A 20,125-nucleotide genomic window follows, 5' to 3' on the forward strand; every position below is an offset into this window, starting at 1 on the left:
AATACTATTGATTGTCATCCATAGCGTATAGAGACTCGTATTTTTCCTGATTTTTTAAAACCGCCGTAACATACTCACGAGTCTCCGCAAACGGGATTTGCTCAATATCGTCGAAGTCGTCACCCCAACCGTATTGGCTCATCCATTCTTCCACGTGACCACGACCGGCATTATACGCAGCTAAGGCCAAAATTTTATTGCCTTTAAATTCATTCAGTAAATACGCTAAATACCATGTCCCCAGCTTAATATTAGTATCCGGTTCTTTAATATCATTATCGGTCAACTTTGGTTCATTCATTTGTTCCGCAATCCAGTGCGCCGTGTCCGGCATGAGTTGCATAAGCCCCAAAGCGCCCGGTGCCGATTCGGCATGTTCATTGAACTTACTCTCCGCCAGAATTACCCCCGCGACTAACGAATAGGGAATCTTATTGGCCCTGGCCGCTGCATGTACAGTGGCACTATGTTCTAAAGGATACGCATAGGTGCGCGCCAAATACGGTTCGCCCACAGCGAAATAGTACCAGCCTAAAATTACGAGGCACCATGCTAAGAATGTAGAGCCTTTCATGCATCCTCCTCAGTAAAAACATGTCCTTTTGCTTGCCATAATTGTTCTAACTGCGCCGCTAAATCAGTCAAAGTGCCATTATTATCAATCACAACATGACTATAATTTTTCTTCTCCGCTAACGGCATTTGACTGGCAATACGAGCTTTTGCTTCTTCTAACGTATACCCGTTACGTTCCTGCAAACGAGCCGTCTGAACATCTTCGTTGATAGCTACGAGCCACACTTCATCCATTTCCTTATACCAATTGGTTTCAATGAGTAAGGGAATATCATAGATAACAGCCTTGAAGCCTTCTTCGGCAAAATTTTCAGCTAATTCGTCAATGCGCTGTTTAATGAAGCTGTGTAAAATTTCGTTGGTACGCTTCCGTTTGGCTTCATCGTTAAAAATGATACTACCCAACTTCGGACGATCAAGCGTGCCTTCCGACGTAAGAATTTCATCACCGAATTCTGCCACCAAAGCCTTTAGGCCCGGTGTGCCCGGTTCAACAACTTCACGCGCTACTATATCCGCATCAATAATAGGTGCTCCTTTATCTCGAAGCCAGTTGGATACGGTACTTTTCCCGGACGCAATACCGCCGGTTAACCCAATCTTATACATCGTTACTCCCGATAATGTAATAAAAATAATCTTAATGTTGGCAATGTCCGCAAAATACGGTATGACGTCCTCGCAAGGTCATATCCTGGAGCGTCCGTTTACAGCGAACACAGGGTTTACCGCCGCGACCGTACACCAATAAATGTTCCTGATTTTGCCCTTTACCACCGGCACCGTTTTTATAATCGCGAAAACTGGTACCGCCATTAGCCAAACTATCACGTAACACTTTGCGCAGAGCTCGGTGCAAAGCCTTCGTCTCTGCTTCGCTTAAAGAATCAGCTGGTCTGGTCGGCATAACATGGGCCAAAAACAAAGCTTCGTCGGCATAAATATTACCGATACCGGCTACAAATTGCTGTCCCAGTAAGAACGGCTTTATCGGCATAGAACTACGCCGTGTCAACTCATATAGTTTACCACTTGTGAAAGCTCGACTCAATGGTTCAACGCCCATATTCAGATACGCTTTTAAATCGATCGTCTTTGGTGATTCAAATACATAGAGGGCTCCCAGCGTACGCACATCGCCGTACGCCAGCATGGTACCGTCGGTAAAATGAAACAGAATGCGGTCAAATCGCTCTACCTCAGCACTTGGCCGATAGATTAACCGCCCCGTCAACTTGAGGTGAATAATTAACTGTAAATCAGAATTTTGCCAAGTAATGATTAAATATTTACCGCGCCGTTTTACGGCTTCGATGGTCTGCCCGGTAATCAGCGTTTCCGCCACATCAGCCGGGCAATTACGCCACATGCGCGGTAACAAAGAATCAACAGAGGCGACCGTTTTACCGACTGTCTGTTCATGGATATATTCTTTTATCAGTTCCACTTCCGGTAATTCCGGCATTCGTTTCACCTCTTAACCAATTATAGAGTGATTATTGTATAGGCCTATACACCTATATAAACGTTTGAGCTTTTAATTTGGCTCAGATTTTGTTAAAAATTTTCTATTATTTTACATCAGCCCAGTTCGTAGCACTGTGTACGTCTACGATGAGCGGTACTTTTAATTCTACTACACTGTCCATGATGTCTGCCAACAGTTTCATAACCGCTTCTTCTTCATCTTTTACAACTTCCAATACAAGTTCGTCATGAACCTGCAACAAAAGACGAGATTTAAAGCCGTCAGCTTCCAAACGTTGTTCCACCTGATTCATGGCCAATTTAATAATATCCGCCGCACTACCCTGGATTGGCGTATTCATAGCCGTACGTTCCGCAAAGGAGCGACGATTAAAGTTACGGCTGTTAATATCCGGTAACGAACGGACCCGGCCGAACATGGTGCGCACCATGCCGGTTTCATGTGCTTCCGCCACCATATTGTCCATATATTCCTTAACTTTAGGATAACGATGGAAATATAGTTCAATATAATCTTTCGCTTCACCGCGGGTAATCCCTAAATCACGGGACAAACCGAAATCACTGATACCGTAAATAATACCGAAGTTAACCGCTTTCGCATGGGAACGTTCAGTCGGCGTAACGTCTTCAATTGCTTTACCGAGCACTTCAGCTGCCGTAAAACGGTGAATATCTTCACCATCCATAAACGCTTTAATAAGCGCCGGGTCTTTCGATAAATGCGCCAAAATGCGAAGCTCAATCTGCGAATAGTCGGCACTCACCAAGGTATCGTAGCCTTTACCCGGCAAGAACAACGCTCTAATCTCACGTCCTTTTTCGGTACGAACCGGAATATTCTGTAAATTAGGGTCTGAACTGCTGAGGCGACCCGTAGCCGTTACCATCTGATTAAACGTACTGTGAATGCGTTCCGTTTTTTTATCGATTAACGGTTTCAAACCTTCCAAATAAGTAGAAATCAATTTAACTACCGTACGATATTTCAAAATGAGTTCAATAATCGGATGGTCATTGCGGAGCATATCGAGCACTTCCGCATTGGTAGAGTAACCCGTTTTCGTCTTTTTCAAAACAGGTAAATTTAATTTTTCAAAGAGAATAACACCCAACTGTTTCGGCGAATTAATGTTAAACTCTTCCCCGGCCTCTTTATAAATGGCATCGCGTAATTCGTTAGCTTCCGCTTCGAAGCGAGTTTGGGTTTCTTCTAAAGCGGCTTTATCAATGTAAATACCATTCTTTTCCATAACAAGCAAAGTATGTACGAGCGGTAATTCAATGGTTTTATATAAATCCCAAAGACCATTATCCTTGAGCACTTCCTGCGCCACCGACTGCATGGTAAGTAAAGCCTGAGCCGTTGCGGCAGATTCATTGGCATCACCCGTAGCCGGCACTGCCGGTGCACTGAATCGTTCGGTCAAGTAGGAAATACCATAATTGGTACGCGTCGGATCCGCCAAATAAGCCATCAAGGTTAAATCCCAAATTCTCGGTTCACCGTCGGCTGTAAATAAAGGCATAGTACCCGGTCTTGCTTCACCCGTCACTTCGAGGAGTAACTTACTGTCTTCAGTCGCTATCGTAGCCGCATCCTTTAGCATAGCCGGCAACAATTCGGCGAACTTAGCATGACCGCCGTCTAAACGAGCTACCGTTTCACCGTTAGCCACATACAATTCATCAATAGTACGGAATGGATGGGCACCACCGGCTTTAACCACAATACCTAAATCTTTATTTTTGTAAAAATCAGGTGTAATCGCTTCAATACCTGCGATTTCCAATTTGCCTTCAGTTGGGGATTCCGCAAAATCCGCAAATAAGGAGTCGCTATCAACCGGTGTCGGCGCCGTAATCCCCATAGCCTTGATGAGGCGCGGCGTTACACTGTGAAAACCTAAACGGTCAAAAAGCGGCACAATTTCCGTTTCATGAGCAGAGGTCACAAAATCAGTTGCTTTATAGTCTAAATCCATATCGGTTTTAATAGTCGCTAAGGTGCGCGACAAGAAAGCCAACTCTTTATTGTCAGCCAATTTTTCTTTTAACTTACCTTTTATGGAATCGATATTATCGTAAACGCCTTCTAAAGTGCCGTATTCATTAAGTAATTTAAGAGCCGTTTTTTCACCAACGCCGGGCACACCGGGAATATTATCAGAGCTGTCCCCCATGAGGGCCTTCATGTCGATAACCATGTCAGGGCCATAGCCGTATTCGTCTGCCATATTATCGGGACGAACTTCGAGCATATCGCTGATACCCTTTTTAGTTAAATAAACCGTGCTGTACTCATCAACGAGCTGCAAACTGTCGCGGTCACCGGTGATGATATACACGGCCGTATCCTTATTGCCTAGTTTTTTGCTTAAAGAGCCGATAATATCATCCCCTTCATAGCCTTCTTCTTCGATAACCGTAATGCCGAGTGCCTCTAACACTTCACGAATAAGGCCAAACTGCGGACGTAAATCATCCGGTGCATTTGGGCGATTACCTTTGTAGTCCGCATAAAGCTCCGTACGGAATGTTTCTTTACCCTTATCAAAAGCTACCGCCACATAATCAGGATGTAAATCATTATATAGTTTAACAAGCATTGTCAAAAAACCGTACACCGCATTGGTCGGTACGCCAAGCGCATTACTGAGCGGCGGCAACGCAAAAAATGCACGGTACAACAAACTGCTGCCATCTATAATCATTAATTTTTTCATAAAGCACCTCTTTACCATGGACATCGACTTTATAGCTTATATGTTATATACCTTATAGCTTATATGTTATATACCTTATAGATCATACGTATTTAAAGGCCATACCTTCTTTGGCTATAGATCTTCAAAGGTTATACCTTCCTATTCTATACGTTTTCAAAATTTAGCTGTATAATATATAGTCTAAACTAATGTTCAACATATCTGAAACTATTATATCATAAATATAAGGCAAAACTAATCTTTATAAGGTATTGCACAACAATACGCACTGTGCTATAATTATTCAGGTATATTATTGTAATCATAAGGAGGTGACTCAATTGCCAAATATCAAATCCAGTATTAGAAGCGTAAAAACGGACGCTGAACGTCGTGCGAAAAACTCCGCTGTGAAATCTCAAATTCGTACAGCTACACGCAAAACGGTTGAAGCTGTAGAAGCAGGCGCAGTAGAAGATGCTAAAAAAGCACTTGTTCAAGCTACTAGCGTAATTGATAAAGCAGCCTCCAAAGGCGTTCTTCATAAAAACACAGCAGCTCGCAAGAAATCTAACCTAACGGCTAAAGTGAATGCTTTATAATTAAAGCACAAAAGCGTTGTAACCTAGTTACGGCGCTTTTTTTATTTGTCAAAACCCCTCTCCCCCAAAGTCGCACTATCATGCCGGCGTGTTTTTTCTCTCCCCCTCCGCGTCAAAGCAAGAAATATCCTCCTCCATGGTTAAAACTATCCCCAGCTATACATTTTGTTGCTGATATTAATGTTATCGTCCCAGAGTAAAAAAAATTTCTCCCCAATCGTAGGGTCTTTTTGCGAATGCAAAACCAAGCCTGCGATGGGGAGAAATTTTTTACTCCACTGGGGATAGTTTATTATTTTTCAACTAGTGATAATTGTTTTACACTTTGGAGGAGGATATTCTTACTTTAAATCACCATGCATGATAGTGCGGAACAAATTCAATGCCACGGCCACCGGCTTTCCTTCATCCAAAGCAGTCGTAGCCTGACCGATAGCGCGACGGAAGGTTTCATACGTTTCTTCTGTACCGGATTTTTCTACCGCATCGATATCCATGTCCATGATGTATTTAAATAAGGCATGGATTTCATCGTTGCCCATCCCCTGATCCTGCGCTACGGCAGTCTGTCGTTTAGCCCAATAATAACGGGCTTTTTCAGCCGGATCCGTTGGAACCGGATGTTTTGCATGTGTACAACTCATAGTATTTCCTCAATTCTTTTTAAAATTAATACCATCACAATATTTAAATTAGTTAAACCTTATACTTTAACTTTATTATTTCGCGTCCTTAATAACATTCAAGAAACTAGTACCTATATCGCCCTTAAGGCCGAAATTATCAAGTATGGTTTGCCCCACATCGGCAAAGGTATCGCGGTCGCCCAAAGCTACCGGTTTATTTAAACCTTGCCAATATCCTAATAAAGGTACCAATTCGCGAGTATGGTCGGTCCCCTGCCAAGTAGGATCATTACCGTGGTCGGCGGTGATTAGTAACAAATCATCTTCAGTGAGAAGATCCAAGAATCCTCCCAGCTGATAGTCAAAGTCCTCCAAGGCGCGTTTGTAGCCGGGTACATTGCGGCGATGACCATACATGCTGTCAAATTCAACCAGATTAATCATCATGAGGCCTTCTTTAAAGGTGCCGCCCATAAGACGAGCCGCTTCGTTCATGCCATGACTATTCGACTTGGTCGGATAGGATTCACTAATACCGACACGGGCATAAATATCACCGATTTTACCGACGCCGATAGTCTGCAGATTATGTTGCTGTAAGATTTCCCAATATAAAGTTTTTTCAGGCATACGACTGTAATCATGGCGATTGGCCGTTCGTTTAAAATGGCCCAATTCACCCACAAAAGGCCTTGCAATGATACGACCTACATAATAATCGCCGATACATACCTTTTCACGGGTAATCTTGCAAATACGATACAGCTCTTCAAGAGGAATTACATCTTCATGAGCGGCAATCTGAAAAACGGAATCGGCCGATGTATAGACAATCGGTTTGCCCGTTTTCATATGCTCTTCGCCGAGGCGTTCTATAATTTCCGTACCGGACGCCACTTCATTACCTAAATAGCCATAGCCCGTTTCACGGGTAAAAGCATCCATAACTTCTTTCGGGAAGCCTTCATAAAATGTCGGAAACGGCACATCTACAGGATGGCCTAAAAGTTCCCAATGGCCGCTCGTCGTATCCTTACCGCGACTGATTTCATGGAGTCGGCCAAAAAGACCGGTTACCGGTTCGTCATCGGCTTTAATATCCGCAATATTGGCCAATCCTAAGCGTTTTAAATTAGGACAACGTAAGGTTCCGCCGACCGATTCAATATGGCCCACTGTATTGGCCCCTTCGTCGCCAAAGGCACCAGCATCAGTCGCATGACCGATACCCACGCTATCCATAACCAATAATATAACTCGTTTAAACATAATACGCCTCTATTCTTTTCTTAAGTTAACTTAAGATGCTGTTTATTTTATGTATGGCATAGCCAAAGCTAACGCTGCCAACGTTTTAGCGTCTTTAATTTCTTCCTTACGAATCGCTTCCATCAATTCGTCGAACGTGTAATATTCGAGTTCCACATATTCATCATCATCCCAATTAGTTTCACCTTTGCTGAGGCCTTTAGCCACATAGAGATGAATCACTTCATTACAAAAACCGGGACTTGTAGCAATAGCCCCCAAAGAAATCCATTCGGAAGCTTTATAGCCCGTTTCTTCTTCCAATTCACGTTTGGCACAATGTAACGGGTCTTCCGCGCCGTCCAGTTTGCCCGCCGGGATTTCCAGTAAACCGCGATCCAAGGCATAACGGAATTGGCGTTCCATAACGATGCGGCCTTGATTGTCAATCACAACGATGGCACTGGCACCCGGATGGTGGACCACTTCACGCCACGCTTCCTTGCCGTTTACATCGGCTACGTCAAAGGTAACTTTAATCAAACGACCGTCAAATTTCATTTCCGATGATATCTGTTTTTCTCTGTGCAAGCTCATAGGTATCTCCTCTTTGCTGATTTCACTAATTCTAAAATACGATTACCGGCGACTCTAACGCCCAACGCGCTCTGCCGGCTAAACAGTTTATATTGAAATATATTCTCTATTTATTGTATCACACAAAATCCAAAGGTAAAGCGATGAAAAGTTTATGCCCGCCTATTAACTAATTTCTATGGCTGAACTCAAAATATAACAAAAAACTCCACGGCAACCACACTCAGCAAGCTGAGCATAGTGTCATGGAGTTTTTATTACCTAATTATTACCGGTACTGCCGATACCGCCTTTACGGATACCGGTTGCATCATCATCGGTAGCGATTAAATATTTGGAGAAAATGCCCTGGGCCACGCGTTCGCCTTTTTCAAGCTGAACTTCTTCTTTGCCCATATTAATAAGGGCAATCAGAATATGACCTTCATTTTCTTCATTATTATAATAATCACTGTCAATGATGCCGGTACTATTCACGAGCATAAGGTGCCGTTTAATAGCCATGCTGGAACGAATATGAATCGCCAAATATTCATCGTAATTCATAAACGCTTTGAGGCCTGTAGCCACCAACTTCATTTCGCCGGGTGCAATTGTTACGGCTTCCGCACATTCAATATCGTAGCCCGCGCTTTCCGTTGTTTTCCGTCTTGGTAAAGCTATATCCTTATCTTCAAACTGTGATACAACTTCAAATCCACGTATATCCATCTAACGACTCCTCTTTCAAGTGATAGTTATTTTAAGCAATCTTTGCGGGACAAGTTGATACGGCCCTGTTTATCTATTTCGATAACTTTAACCATAATTTCGTCGCCCACATTGACAACATCTTCAACATTTTCAACACGTTCTTTAGCTAATTTGGAAATATGTACCAAACCTTCTTTGCCCGGTAATACTTCAACAAAGGCACCAAAGTTCATGAGACGGGTTACTTTACCGAGGTAAACTTCACCCACTTCAACTTCTTTCGTCAAGTTGGTAATAATTTCAATCGCTTTATTAGCTGCCGCTTCTTCTACAGCAGCGATAAAGATAGTGCCGTCATCTTCAATATCGATTTTAGCACCGGTTTCTTCGATGATACCGCGAATTACTTTTCCGCCTTGACCGATTACGTCACGAATCTTGTCAGGGTCGATGTTCATGGTAATAATGCGCGGAGCCCATGGAGACATATTATCACGTGGTGCATCGATAACAGCAAGCATTTTGCCCATAATGTGCATACGGCCTTTATGAGCCTGTTCCAATGCTTCTTTTAAGATTTCACGGGATAAACCGGAAATTTTAATATCCATCTGAATAGCGGTAACGCCTTTCGCCGTACCGGCTACTTTGAAGTCCATATCGCCCAAAGCATCTTCCATGCCTTGAATATCGGTTAAAATCGTGTAATGTTCACCCTGAGTTACAAGACCCATAGCAATACCGGCTACCGGTGCTTTAATAGGAACACCGGCGTCCATCAAGGACAAGGTGCTGCCGCACACGCTGGCCATGGAGCTGGAACCGTTGGATTCCAATACTTCGGATACAAGACGCATAGCGTATGGGAATTCTTCTTCTGTTGGCAAAACAGCCAATAAAGCACGTTCTGCCAAGGCACCATGACCGATTTCACGACGTCCCGGACCGCGAGAGGAACGAGCTTCCCCTACGGAATAGGATGGGAAATTGTAGTGGTGAATATAACGTTTTTCCGTTTCAATACCGATACCGTCGATAGTCTGTTTTTCAGACAATGGAGCTAAGGTACAGATATTAAGAACCTGAGTTTGACCACGAGTGAATAGACCGGATCCGTGAGTACGTGGCAATACACCTACACGTACGCTGATTGGACGTACTTCATCCAACTGACGGCCGTCCGGACGGATTTTTTCAACCGTAATCATATGACGAACGATTTCTTTCGTCATTTTTTCAAGCGCCATATTTACATCATCCATATTTTCAGGATAGATTTCTTCAAAATGAGCGCGTGTATCGGCATATACTTCATCCTGCTGCGCATCGCGTTGTTGTTTATCAGCACAACGTACGGCTTTATCGAGGGCATCATGAGCGTATTCTTTAACAGCTGCTAAAACATCTTCATCTAAAGCATGAGTTGGCAATACGCGTTTTTCTTTGCCTGCCACGGCTACCATTTCTTCCTGGAAAGAAACGATGCGTTTAATTTCTTCATGAGCCGCCATGATAGCGTCTAAAAGTACATCTTCCGCTACTTCCTGCGCACCGCCTTCTACCATCAAGATAGCATCTTTTGTGCCCGCTACGACTACATTTAAATCAGTAGCTTCAAGTTGTGCTACGGTTGGGTTAATTACAAAAGAACCGTTTACACGGCCGATACGAACACCGGCGATAGGACCTGCCCAAGGAATATCGGACAAGGCCAAGGCTGCAGATGCACCAATCATACCGCAAATTTCAGGAGCATTATCCTGATCTACGGACAATACGGTAGCGCATACATGCACTTCATTACGGCAACCTTTGTCGAATAATGGGCGAATCGGACGGTCAATCAAACGGCTGTGCAAAATAGCTGTTTCCGGCGGACGACCTTCACGTTTAACGAAGCCCCCCGGAATGCGGCCTACCGCATACATTTTTTCTTCATAATCTACAGTCAATGGGAAGAAGTCAATGTCTTTGGCTTCTTTGGATGCCGTAGCCGTTACCAATACGACCGTATCACCATAACGTACTAAGGCTGCACCGCCTGCTTGTTTTGCCAATTCCCCTGTTTCAATAGTTAGGGTACGACCGGCAAGATCCATTTGGAATTGTTCCATTCCGATTCCTCCTCTGAGTTACTCTTCTACAATTTTTACATTCTCTATTATTGTAAATGATTATCTCATAAAATAAAAGTGTTTTATTAGTTATTATATAAAAAAAGCGGCCAAGGCCGCTTTTTAAGTTACGCAAACTAACACGCGAAGCGCAATTATTTACGTAAGTTTAATTTTTCAAGAATTGCACGGTAACGTTCAATGTCTTTACGACGAAGGTAGTCAAGCATGTTACGGCGTTGACCAACCAATTTCAAAAGACCACGACGGGAGTGATGATCCTTTTTGTGTTCTTTCAAATGTTCAGTAAGGTATACAATGCGGTTAGTCAAAATCGCGATTTGTACTTCCGGAGATCCGGTGTCGCCTTCATGAACAGCAAATTCTTTGATGATAGCTTGTTTAGCTTCTGTAGTTAACATTATTATGTCCTCCTGTACTACGAATAAAATCTCGACAAGCCAAAGTAAACGTTGGAGATTCGAATACTTCGCTTGCGTTAACAGTGCGTATAGCACCTTAATGAGTATACTATATGCCCCTATAATTGTAAAGAGGGATTTTACAAAATCCCTCTTTACATACGTCGTTATAAGTACAACGATATTCATTTTATGTAAATACCGTATAATGGCATCCACTGTTCATTAAGATTGAACTTTAGGTTCCCAACATCATGCGGTCACTAATAGTATCGCCGGCCACTTCAAAGCGTTCCAATAAGTCTTGAACCGTTAATTTCTTCTTCTCTTCGCCGCGCACGTCAAAGATAATACGTCCGTTATTCATCATAATGAGACGATTGCCGAAACGTAAGGCATCACGCATGTTATGCGTAATCATAAGGGTTGTCAGATTATGCTCTTTAACGAGCTTATCCGTCAACGTTAATACGTTTTCAGCCGTCTTAGGATCGAGTGCCGCCGTATGTTCATCGAGCAATAACAGCTCAGGACGAAGCATAGTGGCCATTAACAATGTAATGGATTGGCGTTGTCCGCCACTCAATAAGCCCATACGCGCCGTCAAGCGGTCTTCGAGACCAAGGCCTAAGAGGGATAAACGTTCACGGAACAATTCCCGTTCTTTCGGTACGAACGCCCATTTAAGGCCCATCCGTTTGCCGCGACGTAAAGCAAGAAGAAGATTTTCTTCAATTTGCATGTTCCCTGCCGTACCAAGCATAGGATCCTGGAATACACGGCCGATGAACGCAGCTCGTTTGTATTCCGGCATTTTCGTAATATCCGTATCATTAATATGAATGGAACCGGAATCAATGGGAAATACACCGGCAATGGAATTCAATAAGGTACTCTTACCGGCCCCGTTACCGCCGATAACGGTAGCAAAGTCACCGGACTCCAAGCGTAAATCAACACCATGAAGAGCCACTTTTTCATTGACTGTACCTTTAAAGAATGTTTTGACAATCTGTTTAACTTCTAACATAGGTAGCCCTCCTTAGCGACTTTGCCATTTCGCCTTCAATGTCGGCAAGGACAAGGCGATGGCAACCAATACGGCCGTAAATAATTTCAAATCATTTGGCGGCATACCTAAGTATAATACAATGGCAATAACGATACGGTACACAACGGAACCGAGCACTACGGCCGTTAAACTTTTCACAAAGGAACGGGTACCGAAGAGAACTTCCCCGATGATAACCGAAGCCAAACCGATAACGATGGTGCCTACGCCCATGCCTACGTCGGCATAACCGTTCCCCTGTGCTACGAGGGCACCGGCTACGGCTACAAACGCATTAGATAAAAGCAAGCCCAATACAATCATCGTATCCGTATTAACACCTTGGGCACGAATCATTTGCGGATTCACGCCGGTGGCACGAATGGCGGCCCCGATTTCCGTTCCGAAGAACCAGAATAAGAATAGACCGGATAAAAAAGCTACCAATAATCCTACGATGGCCAAAGCCCAGGTAGCGGAAATATTCATGGCTTCCAAATAGGTATATACCGTGTCCATGCGCAATAAGGACACATTCGCTTTCCCCATGACATGAAGATTCACCGAGTATAATGCAATCATGGTGAGAATCCCGGCTAAGAGGGCCGGAATTTTAAGCTTAGTATGAACCAAGCCCGTAACCACACCGGCGAGCATACCACCCACGGCGGCCGCTAAAATCGATATAATCGGATTCACGCCGGCCACAACGAGTGTAACTGAAATAGCCGCGCCTAAAGGGAAACTCCCTTCAACGGTTAAATCGGCAATATCCAACACGCGGAACGTAATAAATACGCCGATAGCCAACAGTGACCATAACAGGCCTTGGCCTAATGTAGAAATAATCAGGTTTTCCATGTTTCCTCCATCTATAAAAAGAAAAAGGCCGAAGCCCTTTTCTTTTATGTATTAGGTTAATTCTTACCCTTTATTTGAAAATAGGTCTATTCCCTATTTTTCTTCAGGATATTTATTTACCGGCTTCTTGCAAAACGTCGGCCGGAATCGTAATGCCTAAACGATTAGCCACATCTTGGTTAATAACCAATTTAAATTCTTTTTGACTTTCAATCGGCATATCTTCAATTTTAGCTTCACCGGATAGGATTTTAGCCCCCATTACACCGGTTTGGAAGCCCAATTGATAGTAATCAACGGAGTAAGTAGCTAAACCGCCCATTTTTACCACATTGTCTTCACCCGGGAATACCGGAATTTTAGCGGCATCGGTAATTTTTACCAAGTTAGGCATAGCCGATACAACTACATTATCAGTAGGTACATAAATAGCTTCAACACCCTGTGTTACCAAGTTTTGTGCTACCTGCTGAATATCATTCACATTTTGAACCGTCATTTCCACAACTTCAAGGCCTTTTTCCTGAGCATGTTTCTTCATGCGTTCTGCCTGCAATTGGGAATTCACTTCGCTGGCACTGTAAATAATGCCGACTTTCTTGGCATTCGGTAAAATACGAGTGATTAAGTCCACCTGTTTTTCTACCGGATTCATATCCGTCGTACCACTCACATTAGTGCCCGGTTTTTCATCACTTTTTACTAATTTAGCTTGCACATAATCGGTAATGGCTGTACCCAAGATTGGAATATCTTTGGTTGCGTTTGCCATAGCTTGAGCAGCCGGCGTTGCAATAGCCAACACCAAATCATCTCTATCTGCCACAAAACGCTGGGCAATACTGTTTAAATTCGACTGGTCCGCCTGAGCGTTCTGCTGATCGATTTTTACATTATCTTTAAACCCTTTAGACGCCAAACCGTCAACAAATCCCTTGTTGGCCGCATCAAGCGCCGGATGTTCAACGAGTTGAACGACCCCTACTTTGTACGTTTTGTTCGCACCGCTACCATTGCTACTGTCACTACCACAGCCGGCGAGTAAACCTACAGCCATCAAAGCTGCCGCCGCTGCCACTACTACACGTTTCTTCCACATAATAAAATGCTCCCTTCTACCATACTACACATATCCATCTACACGGGATATTGCAACCATTATAGCCTGTTTCTTTGCCTATTTCAATAGGAAAATGAAAGAAAATTCATCAAAGCGGCCTATAAATGACGCCCACAGGATTGTCAACTACTTCAAATAGCCCTTCCGTTTAAGTGCCGCTTCCCATTCTGCTTCTTTAAAACCTACTAGCACTTCATCATCAAAGATTAATAACGGACGCTTTACGAGCATGCCGTTCGTAGCAAGTAAAGCCAATTTTTCTTCATCGCTCATAGTTGGCAATTTGTCTTTAATATTTTCACTGCGATAAACTTGACCGGACGTATTGAAAAACGCCTTAACGTCTTTACCGCTCTTCGGTTGCCAAAGACCAAGTTCTTCAGCTGTCGGATTTTCTTCCTTAATATTGCGGTCGTCAAAACTGATATTATGACTTTCCAAATATTTTTTTGCTTTTTTACAAGTTGTGCAAGTCGGATATTGTACCAATAACATTAGTTTTCGTCCTCCTTCGCCAGCTGTTCGAGCATTTCATGAGTCAAACTGTTGGCCGCCAAAATATAGTCTTCCAATTTACCGCGGCCGATGGCCACTTTCATAACCGGAATTTCAAACGGATCAAGCAAAACTTGCATGAGGATTTCGCCCGTTTTATAATAGCCTACTACGCCTTGGCCTTCCGTCGGATCAAGGGTTTCACGCTTAACAGTCTGACAATATTTAGCCATTACCGCTTCCGCGGCAGTGGCACATTCTTCACGGTCTTTCAAATATTGTTGCGCCTTGTCTTCTTCAATGTCAAAAATATCAATGCGCACCGTCGGTTTACTTGTCTTACCTTGACTGATATTACCCATTATAGATTTCCTTCCACGCCGTCAGCTTTTAAAAAGGCTACATAACATTTCTTAGCTTCATATACGTCCGCTTTGCTCGTTACTTCCCAAGGCGCATGCATACTGAGCACAGCCACGCCGCAGTCGATAACGTTCATGCCGTAAAGCGCCATGATGTACGCAATGGTACCGCCGCCACCAAGGTCTACTTTACCGAGTTCAGCCGTTTGGAAGTTAACATTGTTGTCATCCATAATACGGCGGATAAAGCCCATGTATTCTGCATTGGCGTCATTGGAGCCGGATTTACCGCGGGCACCGGTGAATTTGTTAAATACCACACCTTTACCGAGGAAAGCGGCGTTTTTAGCTTCAAAGGCGGATGCATACAATGGATCGAAACCGGCACTTACGTCGGAAGACAACATGCGGCTGCGTTCCAAACTGCGACGTACCGCGAGTGGCGACTTATTACCGGCCATGGCCAATAATTCAGCTACCACATTTTCAAACCAACGGGATTGCATGCCCGTAGCACCGACAGAACCGATTTCTTCTTTATCCACCAATAAAGTACAGGTAGTGCGTTTTACTTTATCTACTTCCAGCATAGCCGCTAACGATGTATAAGCACAAACGCGGTCGTCCTGGCCGTAAGCCAAAATCATGCTGCGGTCAAAGCCCATTTCACGCGCGCGACCGGCCGGTACGATTTCAAGTTCGGCGGACAATAAATCTTCTTCGGTGAAGCCGTATTCTTTTTCAAAAATATCATTCAAGAATTTGGTTACGCCATCTTTAAGTTCACCTTTAACAGGTTGGCTGCCGATGAGTAAATCAAGGTTTTCCCCTTCAATTACTTTGGCCGCTTTTTTCTCCATCTGTTCCTGGCCCAAATGAGGCAATAAGTCGGTTACACAGAATACCGGATCCGTATCTTTCTCACCGATGGAAAGGGTTACTTTAGTGCCGTCTTTTTTCACAACAACGCCATGTAAAGCAAGCGGCATAGCCACCCACTGATACTTCTTGATACCGCCGTAGTAATGCGTATCAAAGAAGGCTAAATTCTTATCTTCATAGAATGGATTCTGTTTAACATCGAGACGCGGCGAATCGATATGAGCGCCTAAGATATTAAAACCTTGTTCCAAAGAGTCTGTACCGATGTTGAATAAAGCAATGATTTTATTCATGTGTACGGCGTATACTTTGTCGCCCGGTTTAATCGGTTGCCCCGCATTCTGGAATTCTTTTAAATTTTTATAGCCAACGGCTTCCGCTTTAGCAATTGTCTGTTCAATGCATTCGCGCTCTGTTTTACCGTTATCCAAAAAATCACGATACTCTTTACATAAAGCTTCCATAGCCTGTGTGTCGGCTTCAGTATATTCATGCCAAGCATATTTTCGTTCCATATTATCATCCTTCCTAAGTGAAATTACGAATCGGCCTGTAGTGGCCGATTCTGCTGTATATATTATACCTCAATTGAAAAATTTCTACATCTCAACTGTAAGTCATTTTCATTTATTTTTATCCGGATTATTAATAAACTGCTGCTTTGTGTCTTCCTCTGCCTGTTTCGCCGCCATGCGAGCCAAATAAGCTTCCTCTTTTTGACGATTTAACTCAGCCCGTTCTTCATATAAATTTTGAAGTTCCGGTGGTGCCGCCGTCAATGTCTTAGTCACATAATAGCTAAGCTCTCGATTACGCTTCATATATTTACCGATACGCCAATGGACACCGAATAAGCCGTGATGCGGACAACGGCCGATGCTCAAGAATTTATCGCCGCTTAAGCGTTGAATTTTATTGGTTGTCAACAAGGACTGACATTCCGGACAATGAGCGCGGCGCACTTTATTATCGTGCAGCACTTTGCGTTTATCACCGAAGTTTTCATAAATAAAGAAACTGATAGGTTCCGGAAAATAGGCCTGTGAATAGGTGTTTTTTGAAATTTGTTCGTACTGAGCAATCCCCTGGTCTAACGCAATCGCTTTACAAATATAGCCGGTGAAAATAGAGTCATTCAAGGCATCATGAGCATTCAACTCATCCTGTTTTATATCAAGCTCTTCCATAGCTTTGCTTAAAGCTACCTGCTGAGTATTGCCATGTTGCAAATAAGCGAAAATAAGCTGCGCATCATACCAGGTATGTTTAATTGTGCCGGGCAGGCCGAATAACTTGAGATTTTCACGAAGCATCACAATATCATCGGATCCCCAGGTCAAAAGCACGGCATCGTCACCACACCAGTGTTCAAAATCCTTGTAAGCCTGCACGAAAGAAACACCCATGGCCAAATCAGAGGCCGATATATGGGTCAACTTCTCCACATGTTTATGCATACGCGTTAAATACTGCGGTTTTACAAAAGTATTGAAGGTATCAACCAACTCTAAGTTTTCATCAAGCTTAATAGCGCCGATTTGAATAATTTCCCCCGATACGGGTAAACCGGTGCGCTTCATAAAGCTAATGTCATTGGCAAAGGGCTGATTCCATTCCAAATCAAATATTATATAGGTCATCAGGGTTCCTCGCTTCCCGGTTCGACAAGAAGCGATTGAGCCGCCGCAATAACGGCTTCGGTAGATATAACAGATACGCCTTTGTAATTGCCTTCCTTGATGATCTGTTTCATGCTTTTGCCTACTTCATACTCTTCCATTGATTCCAAGACTACGCAATTCTGAGTGTATGGGCCGTAAAATTTAGGATTAGACGGACCATACAAGGCTACGAGCGGCACATGCTGGCTCACCGCCACATGCATCGGTCCGGAATCATTGGTTATAAATAAACTGCAACGATGAATGGCGGCCGCCAATTCGCCTAAACTGAATTTGCCCGTCGCCACAATCGGCGTATGTTTCATGTGTGCTACTACATCGGCCACCATGTCTTCATCCATGGGACCGCCGAAAAATACAATCTTATAGCCGTGGTCGGCAAAATAATCAGCCACCGCCGCAAATCGTTCTTTCGGCCAACGTTTCTCGGGAACGGCACTGCCTACATTAAAGCCGATAACCGTATCCACATCACTGACGCCATGGGATTCATAAAACTCAGTTACCTTTGCCTCCCATTCGGGACAGGTATATATTTCAAGGCCTTTATTGGACGTATCCTTTACGCCCAACTGTTCCAACACATTAATGTACATATCCGCAGCATGACGTGTTTTACGATCAAGGCGCGTATACTTCGTCATAAACGGACGGAACAGAAAATGGCTCATGCCCACCGTAATTTTGCCATGTAAAGCCCATGCAAAAAAGCTGGTTCGTTCGTTGGGATGAATATTGATTACCACATCCGGACGACCTTCTTTATCGCGTAATTCATGAGCTATCCGTCTTAGCGCACTAATGCTGTTGTCCCGGCCTTTTTTATCAATCGTTACTATACTGTCTATATTCGGATTATATTGCATAACCTCTTTTAATTTTTCATCCATTACAAATGTAATGTGGCTTTGAGGTGCCGCCTGTCGCAACACATGTAAAAAAGGCGTTGTTAAAATAACGTCCCCTAAATGCATCAAAAAGGTGACTACAATTCGTTTATGATTGAGGTTCATAAAATACTAACTCCTTTTTTAAAGCAGTGATTGCACCGTTTCCCATACGGTATCCACCGTAATTTGCGCCATACATTCCGGATCATCCACGAGCGGTGCCTCCGGCGTGGCCTTTGATGTAGGCGAAACAATAATATGCACATAATCGCCGCCATAAGGACCTGTTCGTTCCGGCGATGTGGTGCCGTATAAACCGATAAGCGGGCGTTTTAGCGCATTGGCAATGTGTAACGGGCCCGTATCAGCACTGACATACAGTTTACAGCGACGTATTAATTCAATTAACTCTTCCAATGAAGTTTGCCCCGTCATATTTATGACATACGGACTATCTACGCCGTTTTGGATTTCATCCGCCTTTTCCTTATCTGAAGGCGCCCCTACGAGTACCACATATTGCTTTTGGTCTGCTAAGCGCTTACAAAGGTCGGTAAAATGCGGGATTGGCCATTCTTTAACAATCCACCGGGCACCCGGCGCAACAACTACATAGTCCGCACCTTGCGGCATGCCCTGGGCCAGTAATTTAGCCTCACAGGAATTGGCCGCTTCTTCCGATTCATTCATGGGAAATTCAATAGTATCCACAGTACCGCCTAAAGCCCGTACCGTATCTAAGTAACGCTCAATGACATGGCCGTATTTATTGGGGCCTACCAAAGCTTTATTGACGAGCTTACTGCCTTCACGCAGCTCCCAATAGCCGTACTTCTCTTTGGCACCGGATAAAAAGGACACAATTGCGCTTTTGGCCAAACACTGCAAATCCAGGCACATATCAAAATTTCGTTCGTGTAAGATACGGCGCAAAGTCCATAAATATGAAATTGATTTCAATTTCTTTTTATCAATAAACAAAACTTCATCAAGCCATGGTTTGCCCGGCAAAGGGCCGCTGAATTGTTCATGCACTGCCCAGGTAATATGCGCATTCGGCCAATTCTTACGAATCGCATATAAGGTGGGCAACGCATGAATCACATCGCCAAGCGAACTCATTTTAACAATTAGTATACGTTTATACTCCTTCATGGGTCTGTCCTTTCTGCTTGGCTTCTAAAATAGGGGCTAAAAATTCATACAAATCGGTGCCTTCAAAAAGGTACCCTTCTATACCGACCGCTTCAGCCGCCGTCACATCGGACGGTTTATCACCCACTAAAAAACTGCTTTCCTTATCAATATCATAGTCCTTCATGGCTTGTAATAACATGCCCGGTTTTGGTTTACGACAATCGCAGTCTTTAGTGAACGCCGCTACCGTTCCCTTTACATGATGGGGACAATAATAAAACGCAAGGATGGGCGCCTTTACCTTGGTCAACTCTTCGTTGATATAGGCATGTAGGCGCTCCATATCTGCTACTGTGTAGTAACCCCTGGCAATACCGCTTTGATTGGTGACGACGATTAAATCATAACCGGCCTGCACGGCCGCAGCTAACGCTTTCGGTGCGCCCGGTACAAACTGAAAATCGTCAATGCGATATAAATAGTTTACATCTACATTGATAACGCCGTCCCTATCTAAAAACAATACTTTGCGCATGGGCTTCTCCTTAACAAACTCAATTAACGGATATAA

The 20,125-nt window shown here is 43.7% G+C and carries 21 protein-coding genes; 1 reads left to right on the forward strand and 20 read right to left on the reverse strand.

The annotated features are described in order from the left end of the window. Window positions 1-4 precede the first annotated feature (4 nt). The 4 genes from EO124_RS07000 to polA form a co-directional block, all read right to left on the reverse strand. Window positions 5-574: a lytic transglycosylase domain-containing protein gene (locus tag EO124_RS07000; RefSeq protein WP_127058918.1), complete on the reverse strand. Its 570-nt coding sequence runs from the start codon at window positions 572-574 to the stop codon at window positions 5-7. Next, window positions 571-1,185 (reverse strand): dephospho-CoA kinase, encoded by a 615-nt coding sequence (gene coaE / locus EO124_RS07005; protein ID WP_127058919.1) that lies wholly within the window; start codon window positions 1,183-1,185, stop codon window positions 571-573. Before coaE ends, EO124_RS07000 begins: the two co-directional genes overlap by 4 nt. 31 nt (window positions 1,186-1,216) lie before the next feature. After that, window positions 1,217-2,041, reverse strand: coding sequence for a bifunctional DNA-formamidopyrimidine glycosylase/DNA-(apurinic or apyrimidinic site) lyase (mutM, locus tag EO124_RS07010; RefSeq protein ID WP_127058920.1), 825 nt, complete (start codon window positions 2,039-2,041; stop codon window positions 1,217-1,219). 106 nt (window positions 2,042-2,147) lie between these two features. Beyond that, window positions 2,148-4,790 (reverse strand): DNA polymerase I, encoded by a 2,643-nt coding sequence (gene polA / locus EO124_RS07015; RefSeq protein ID WP_127058921.1) that lies wholly within the window; start codon window positions 4,788-4,790, stop codon window positions 2,148-2,150. A gap of 323 nt (window positions 4,791-5,113) precedes the next feature. On the opposite strand from polA, the gene rpsT reads away from it, so the two are divergent. Then, window positions 5,114-5,374, forward strand: coding sequence for a 30S ribosomal protein S20 (rpsT, locus tag EO124_RS07020; protein WP_006556889.1), 261 nt, complete (start codon window positions 5,114-5,116; stop codon window positions 5,372-5,374). A gap of 341 nt (window positions 5,375-5,715) precedes the next feature. On the opposite strand, the gene EO124_RS07025 is transcribed toward rpsT, so the two are convergent. The 16 genes from EO124_RS07025 to EO124_RS07100 all read right to left on the reverse strand — a co-directional run bounded on the left by EO124_RS07025 (window position 5,716) and on the right by EO124_RS07100 (window position 20,089). Next, window positions 5,716-6,018, reverse strand: a complete 303-nt coding sequence (locus tag EO124_RS07025) for a hypothetical protein (RefSeq protein WP_127058922.1) — start codon at window positions 6,016-6,018, stop codon at window positions 5,716-5,718. Between the two features lie 75 nt (window positions 6,019-6,093). Then, window positions 6,094-7,269, reverse strand: a complete 1,176-nt coding sequence (locus tag EO124_RS07030; RefSeq protein ID WP_127058923.1) for a phosphopentomutase — start codon at window positions 7,267-7,269, stop codon at window positions 6,094-6,096. Between the two features lie 42 nt (window positions 7,270-7,311). After that, window positions 7,312-7,845 (reverse strand): NUDIX domain-containing protein, encoded by a 534-nt coding sequence (locus tag EO124_RS07035; RefSeq protein ID WP_127058924.1) that lies wholly within the window; start codon window positions 7,843-7,845, stop codon window positions 7,312-7,314. Window positions 7,846-8,106: 261 nt separating this feature from the next. Beyond that, on the reverse strand, window positions 8,107-8,556 hold the full coding sequence (gene dut, locus EO124_RS07040) for a dUTP diphosphatase (protein WP_021842439.1): 450 nt from the start codon (window positions 8,554-8,556) through the stop codon (window positions 8,107-8,109). Between the two features lie 26 nt (window positions 8,557-8,582). Beyond that, entirely contained in the window at window positions 8,583-10,652 is a 2,070-nt protein-coding gene (locus tag EO124_RS07045) for a polyribonucleotide nucleotidyltransferase (RefSeq protein ID WP_127058925.1), read from the reverse strand. 155 nt (window positions 10,653-10,807) lie between these two features. Beyond that, window positions 10,808-11,074 carry a 30S ribosomal protein S15 gene (rpsO, locus tag EO124_RS07050; protein WP_006556895.1) on the reverse strand — a complete coding sequence of 89 codons (267 nt, stop codon included), beginning with the start codon at window positions 11,072-11,074 and terminating at the stop codon, window positions 10,808-10,810. Window positions 11,075-11,312: 238 nt separating this feature from the next. Beyond that, complete coding sequence (locus EO124_RS07055) at window positions 11,313-12,104, reverse strand: ABC transporter ATP-binding protein (protein ID WP_021842437.1); 792 nt, start codon at window positions 12,102-12,104, stop codon at window positions 11,313-11,315. A 12-nt stretch (window positions 12,105-12,116) separates the two neighbouring features. After that, complete coding sequence (locus EO124_RS07060; RefSeq protein WP_127058926.1) at window positions 12,117-12,986, reverse strand: ABC transporter permease; 870 nt, start codon at window positions 12,984-12,986, stop codon at window positions 12,117-12,119. A gap of 112 nt (window positions 12,987-13,098) precedes the next feature. Beyond that, a complete protein-coding gene (locus EO124_RS07065; protein ID WP_438873616.1) occupies window positions 13,099-14,085 on the reverse strand; it encodes an ABC transporter substrate binding protein in 987 nt (328 codons plus the stop codon). Between the two features lie 147 nt (window positions 14,086-14,232). Continuing rightward, the gene (locus tag EO124_RS07070; protein ID WP_127058928.1) at window positions 14,233-14,601 is read right to left on the reverse strand and encodes an arsenate reductase family protein; all 369 of its coding nucleotides are present in this window, start codon (window positions 14,599-14,601) and stop codon (window positions 14,233-14,235) included. Continuing rightward, window positions 14,601-14,963 (reverse strand): hypothetical protein, encoded by a 363-nt coding sequence (locus EO124_RS07075; protein ID WP_127058929.1) that lies wholly within the window; start codon window positions 14,961-14,963, stop codon window positions 14,601-14,603. The genes EO124_RS07070 and EO124_RS07075 overlap by 1 nt, the downstream gene beginning before the upstream one ends. After that, on the reverse strand, window positions 14,963-16,360 hold the full coding sequence (locus tag EO124_RS07080) for an aminopeptidase (protein WP_127058930.1): 1,398 nt from the start codon (window positions 16,358-16,360) through the stop codon (window positions 14,963-14,965). Before EO124_RS07080 ends, EO124_RS07075 begins: the two co-directional genes overlap by 1 nt. A 108-nt stretch (window positions 16,361-16,468) precedes the next feature. Continuing rightward, entirely contained in the window at window positions 16,469-17,485 is a 1,017-nt protein-coding gene (locus tag EO124_RS07085) for a 3'-5' exonuclease (RefSeq protein ID WP_127058931.1), read from the reverse strand. Further along, on the reverse strand, window positions 17,485-18,540 hold the full coding sequence (locus EO124_RS07090) for a glycosyltransferase family 9 protein (RefSeq protein WP_127058932.1): 1,056 nt from the start codon (window positions 18,538-18,540) through the stop codon (window positions 17,485-17,487). Before EO124_RS07090 ends, EO124_RS07085 begins: the two co-directional genes overlap by 1 nt. Window positions 18,541-18,558: 18 nt before the next feature. Continuing rightward, window positions 18,559-19,572 (reverse strand): glycosyltransferase family 9 protein, encoded by a 1,014-nt coding sequence (locus EO124_RS07095; protein WP_127058933.1) that lies wholly within the window; start codon window positions 19,570-19,572, stop codon window positions 18,559-18,561. After that, on the reverse strand, window positions 19,559-20,089 hold the full coding sequence (locus EO124_RS07100) for a D-glycero-alpha-D-manno-heptose-1,7-bisphosphate 7-phosphatase (RefSeq protein WP_127058934.1): 531 nt from the start codon (window positions 20,087-20,089) through the stop codon (window positions 19,559-19,561). Before EO124_RS07100 ends, EO124_RS07095 begins: the two co-directional genes overlap by 14 nt. Window positions 20,090-20,125 lie beyond the last annotated feature (36 nt).

Source organism: Veillonella ratti (assembly GCF_003992115.1).
In the GTDB taxonomy this organism is placed as follows: domain Bacteria; phylum Bacillota; class Negativicutes; order Veillonellales; family Veillonellaceae; genus Veillonella_A; species Veillonella_A ratti.

Coding starts and splice junctions, on each gene's coding strand:
- EO124_RS07100 (WP_127058934.1), bottom strand. CDS start 20,089: ATGCGCAAAGTATTGTTTTTAGATAGGGACGGCGTTATCAATGTAGAT.
- coaE (WP_127058919.1), bottom strand. CDS start 1,185: ATGTATAAGATTGGGTTAACCGGCGGTATTGCGTCCGGGAAAAGTACC.
- EO124_RS07025 (WP_127058922.1), bottom strand. CDS start 6,018: ATGAGTTGTACACATGCAAAACATCCGGTTCCAACGGATCCGGCTGAA.
- mutM (WP_127058920.1), bottom strand. CDS start 2,041: ATGCCGGAATTACCGGAAGTGGAACTGATAAAAGAATATATCCATGAA.
- EO124_RS07060 (WP_127058926.1), bottom strand. CDS start 12,986: ATGGAAAACCTGATTATTTCTACATTAGGCCAAGGCCTGTTATGGTCA.
- EO124_RS07085 (WP_127058931.1), bottom strand. CDS start 17,485: ATGACCTATATAATATTTGATTTGGAATGGAATCAGCCCTTTGCCAAT.
- EO124_RS07045 (WP_127058925.1), bottom strand. CDS start 10,652: ATGGAACAATTCCAAATGGATCTTGCCGGTCGTACCCTAACTATTGAA.
- EO124_RS07065 (WP_438873616.1), bottom strand. CDS start 14,085: ATGTGGAAGAAACGTGTAGTAGTGGCAGCGGCGGCAGCTTTGATGGCT.
- EO124_RS07090 (WP_127058932.1), bottom strand. CDS start 18,540: ATGAACCTCAATCATAAACGAATTGTAGTCACCTTTTTGATGCATTTA.
- EO124_RS07070 (WP_127058928.1), bottom strand. CDS start 14,601: ATGTTATTGGTACAATATCCGACTTGCACAACTTGTAAAAAAGCAAAA.
- EO124_RS07080 (WP_127058930.1), bottom strand. CDS start 16,360: ATGGAACGAAAATATGCTTGGCATGAATATACTGAAGCCGACACACAG.
- EO124_RS07095 (WP_127058933.1), bottom strand. CDS start 19,572: ATGAAGGAGTATAAACGTATACTAATTGTTAAAATGAGTTCGCTTGGC.
- EO124_RS07055 (WP_021842437.1), bottom strand. CDS start 12,104: ATGTTAGAAGTTAAACAGATTGTCAAAACATTCTTTAAAGGTACAGTC.
- EO124_RS07030 (WP_127058923.1), bottom strand. CDS start 7,269: ATGTTTAAACGAGTTATATTATTGGTTATGGATAGCGTGGGTATCGGT.
- dut (WP_021842439.1), bottom strand. CDS start 8,556: ATGGATATACGTGGATTTGAAGTTGTATCACAGTTTGAAGATAAGGAT.
- EO124_RS07075 (WP_127058929.1), bottom strand. CDS start 14,963: ATGGGTAATATCAGTCAAGGTAAGACAAGTAAACCGACGGTGCGCATT.
- EO124_RS07000 (WP_127058918.1), bottom strand. CDS start 574: ATGAAAGGCTCTACATTCTTAGCATGGTGCCTCGTAATTTTAGGCTGG.
- EO124_RS07035 (WP_127058924.1), bottom strand. CDS start 7,845: ATGAGCTTGCACAGAGAAAAACAGATATCATCGGAAATGAAATTTGAC.
- rpsO (WP_006556895.1), bottom strand. CDS start 11,074: ATGTTAACTACAGAAGCTAAACAAGCTATCATCAAAGAATTTGCTGTT.
- polA (WP_127058921.1), bottom strand. CDS start 4,790: ATGAAAAAATTAATGATTATAGATGGCAGCAGTTTGTTGTACCGTGCA.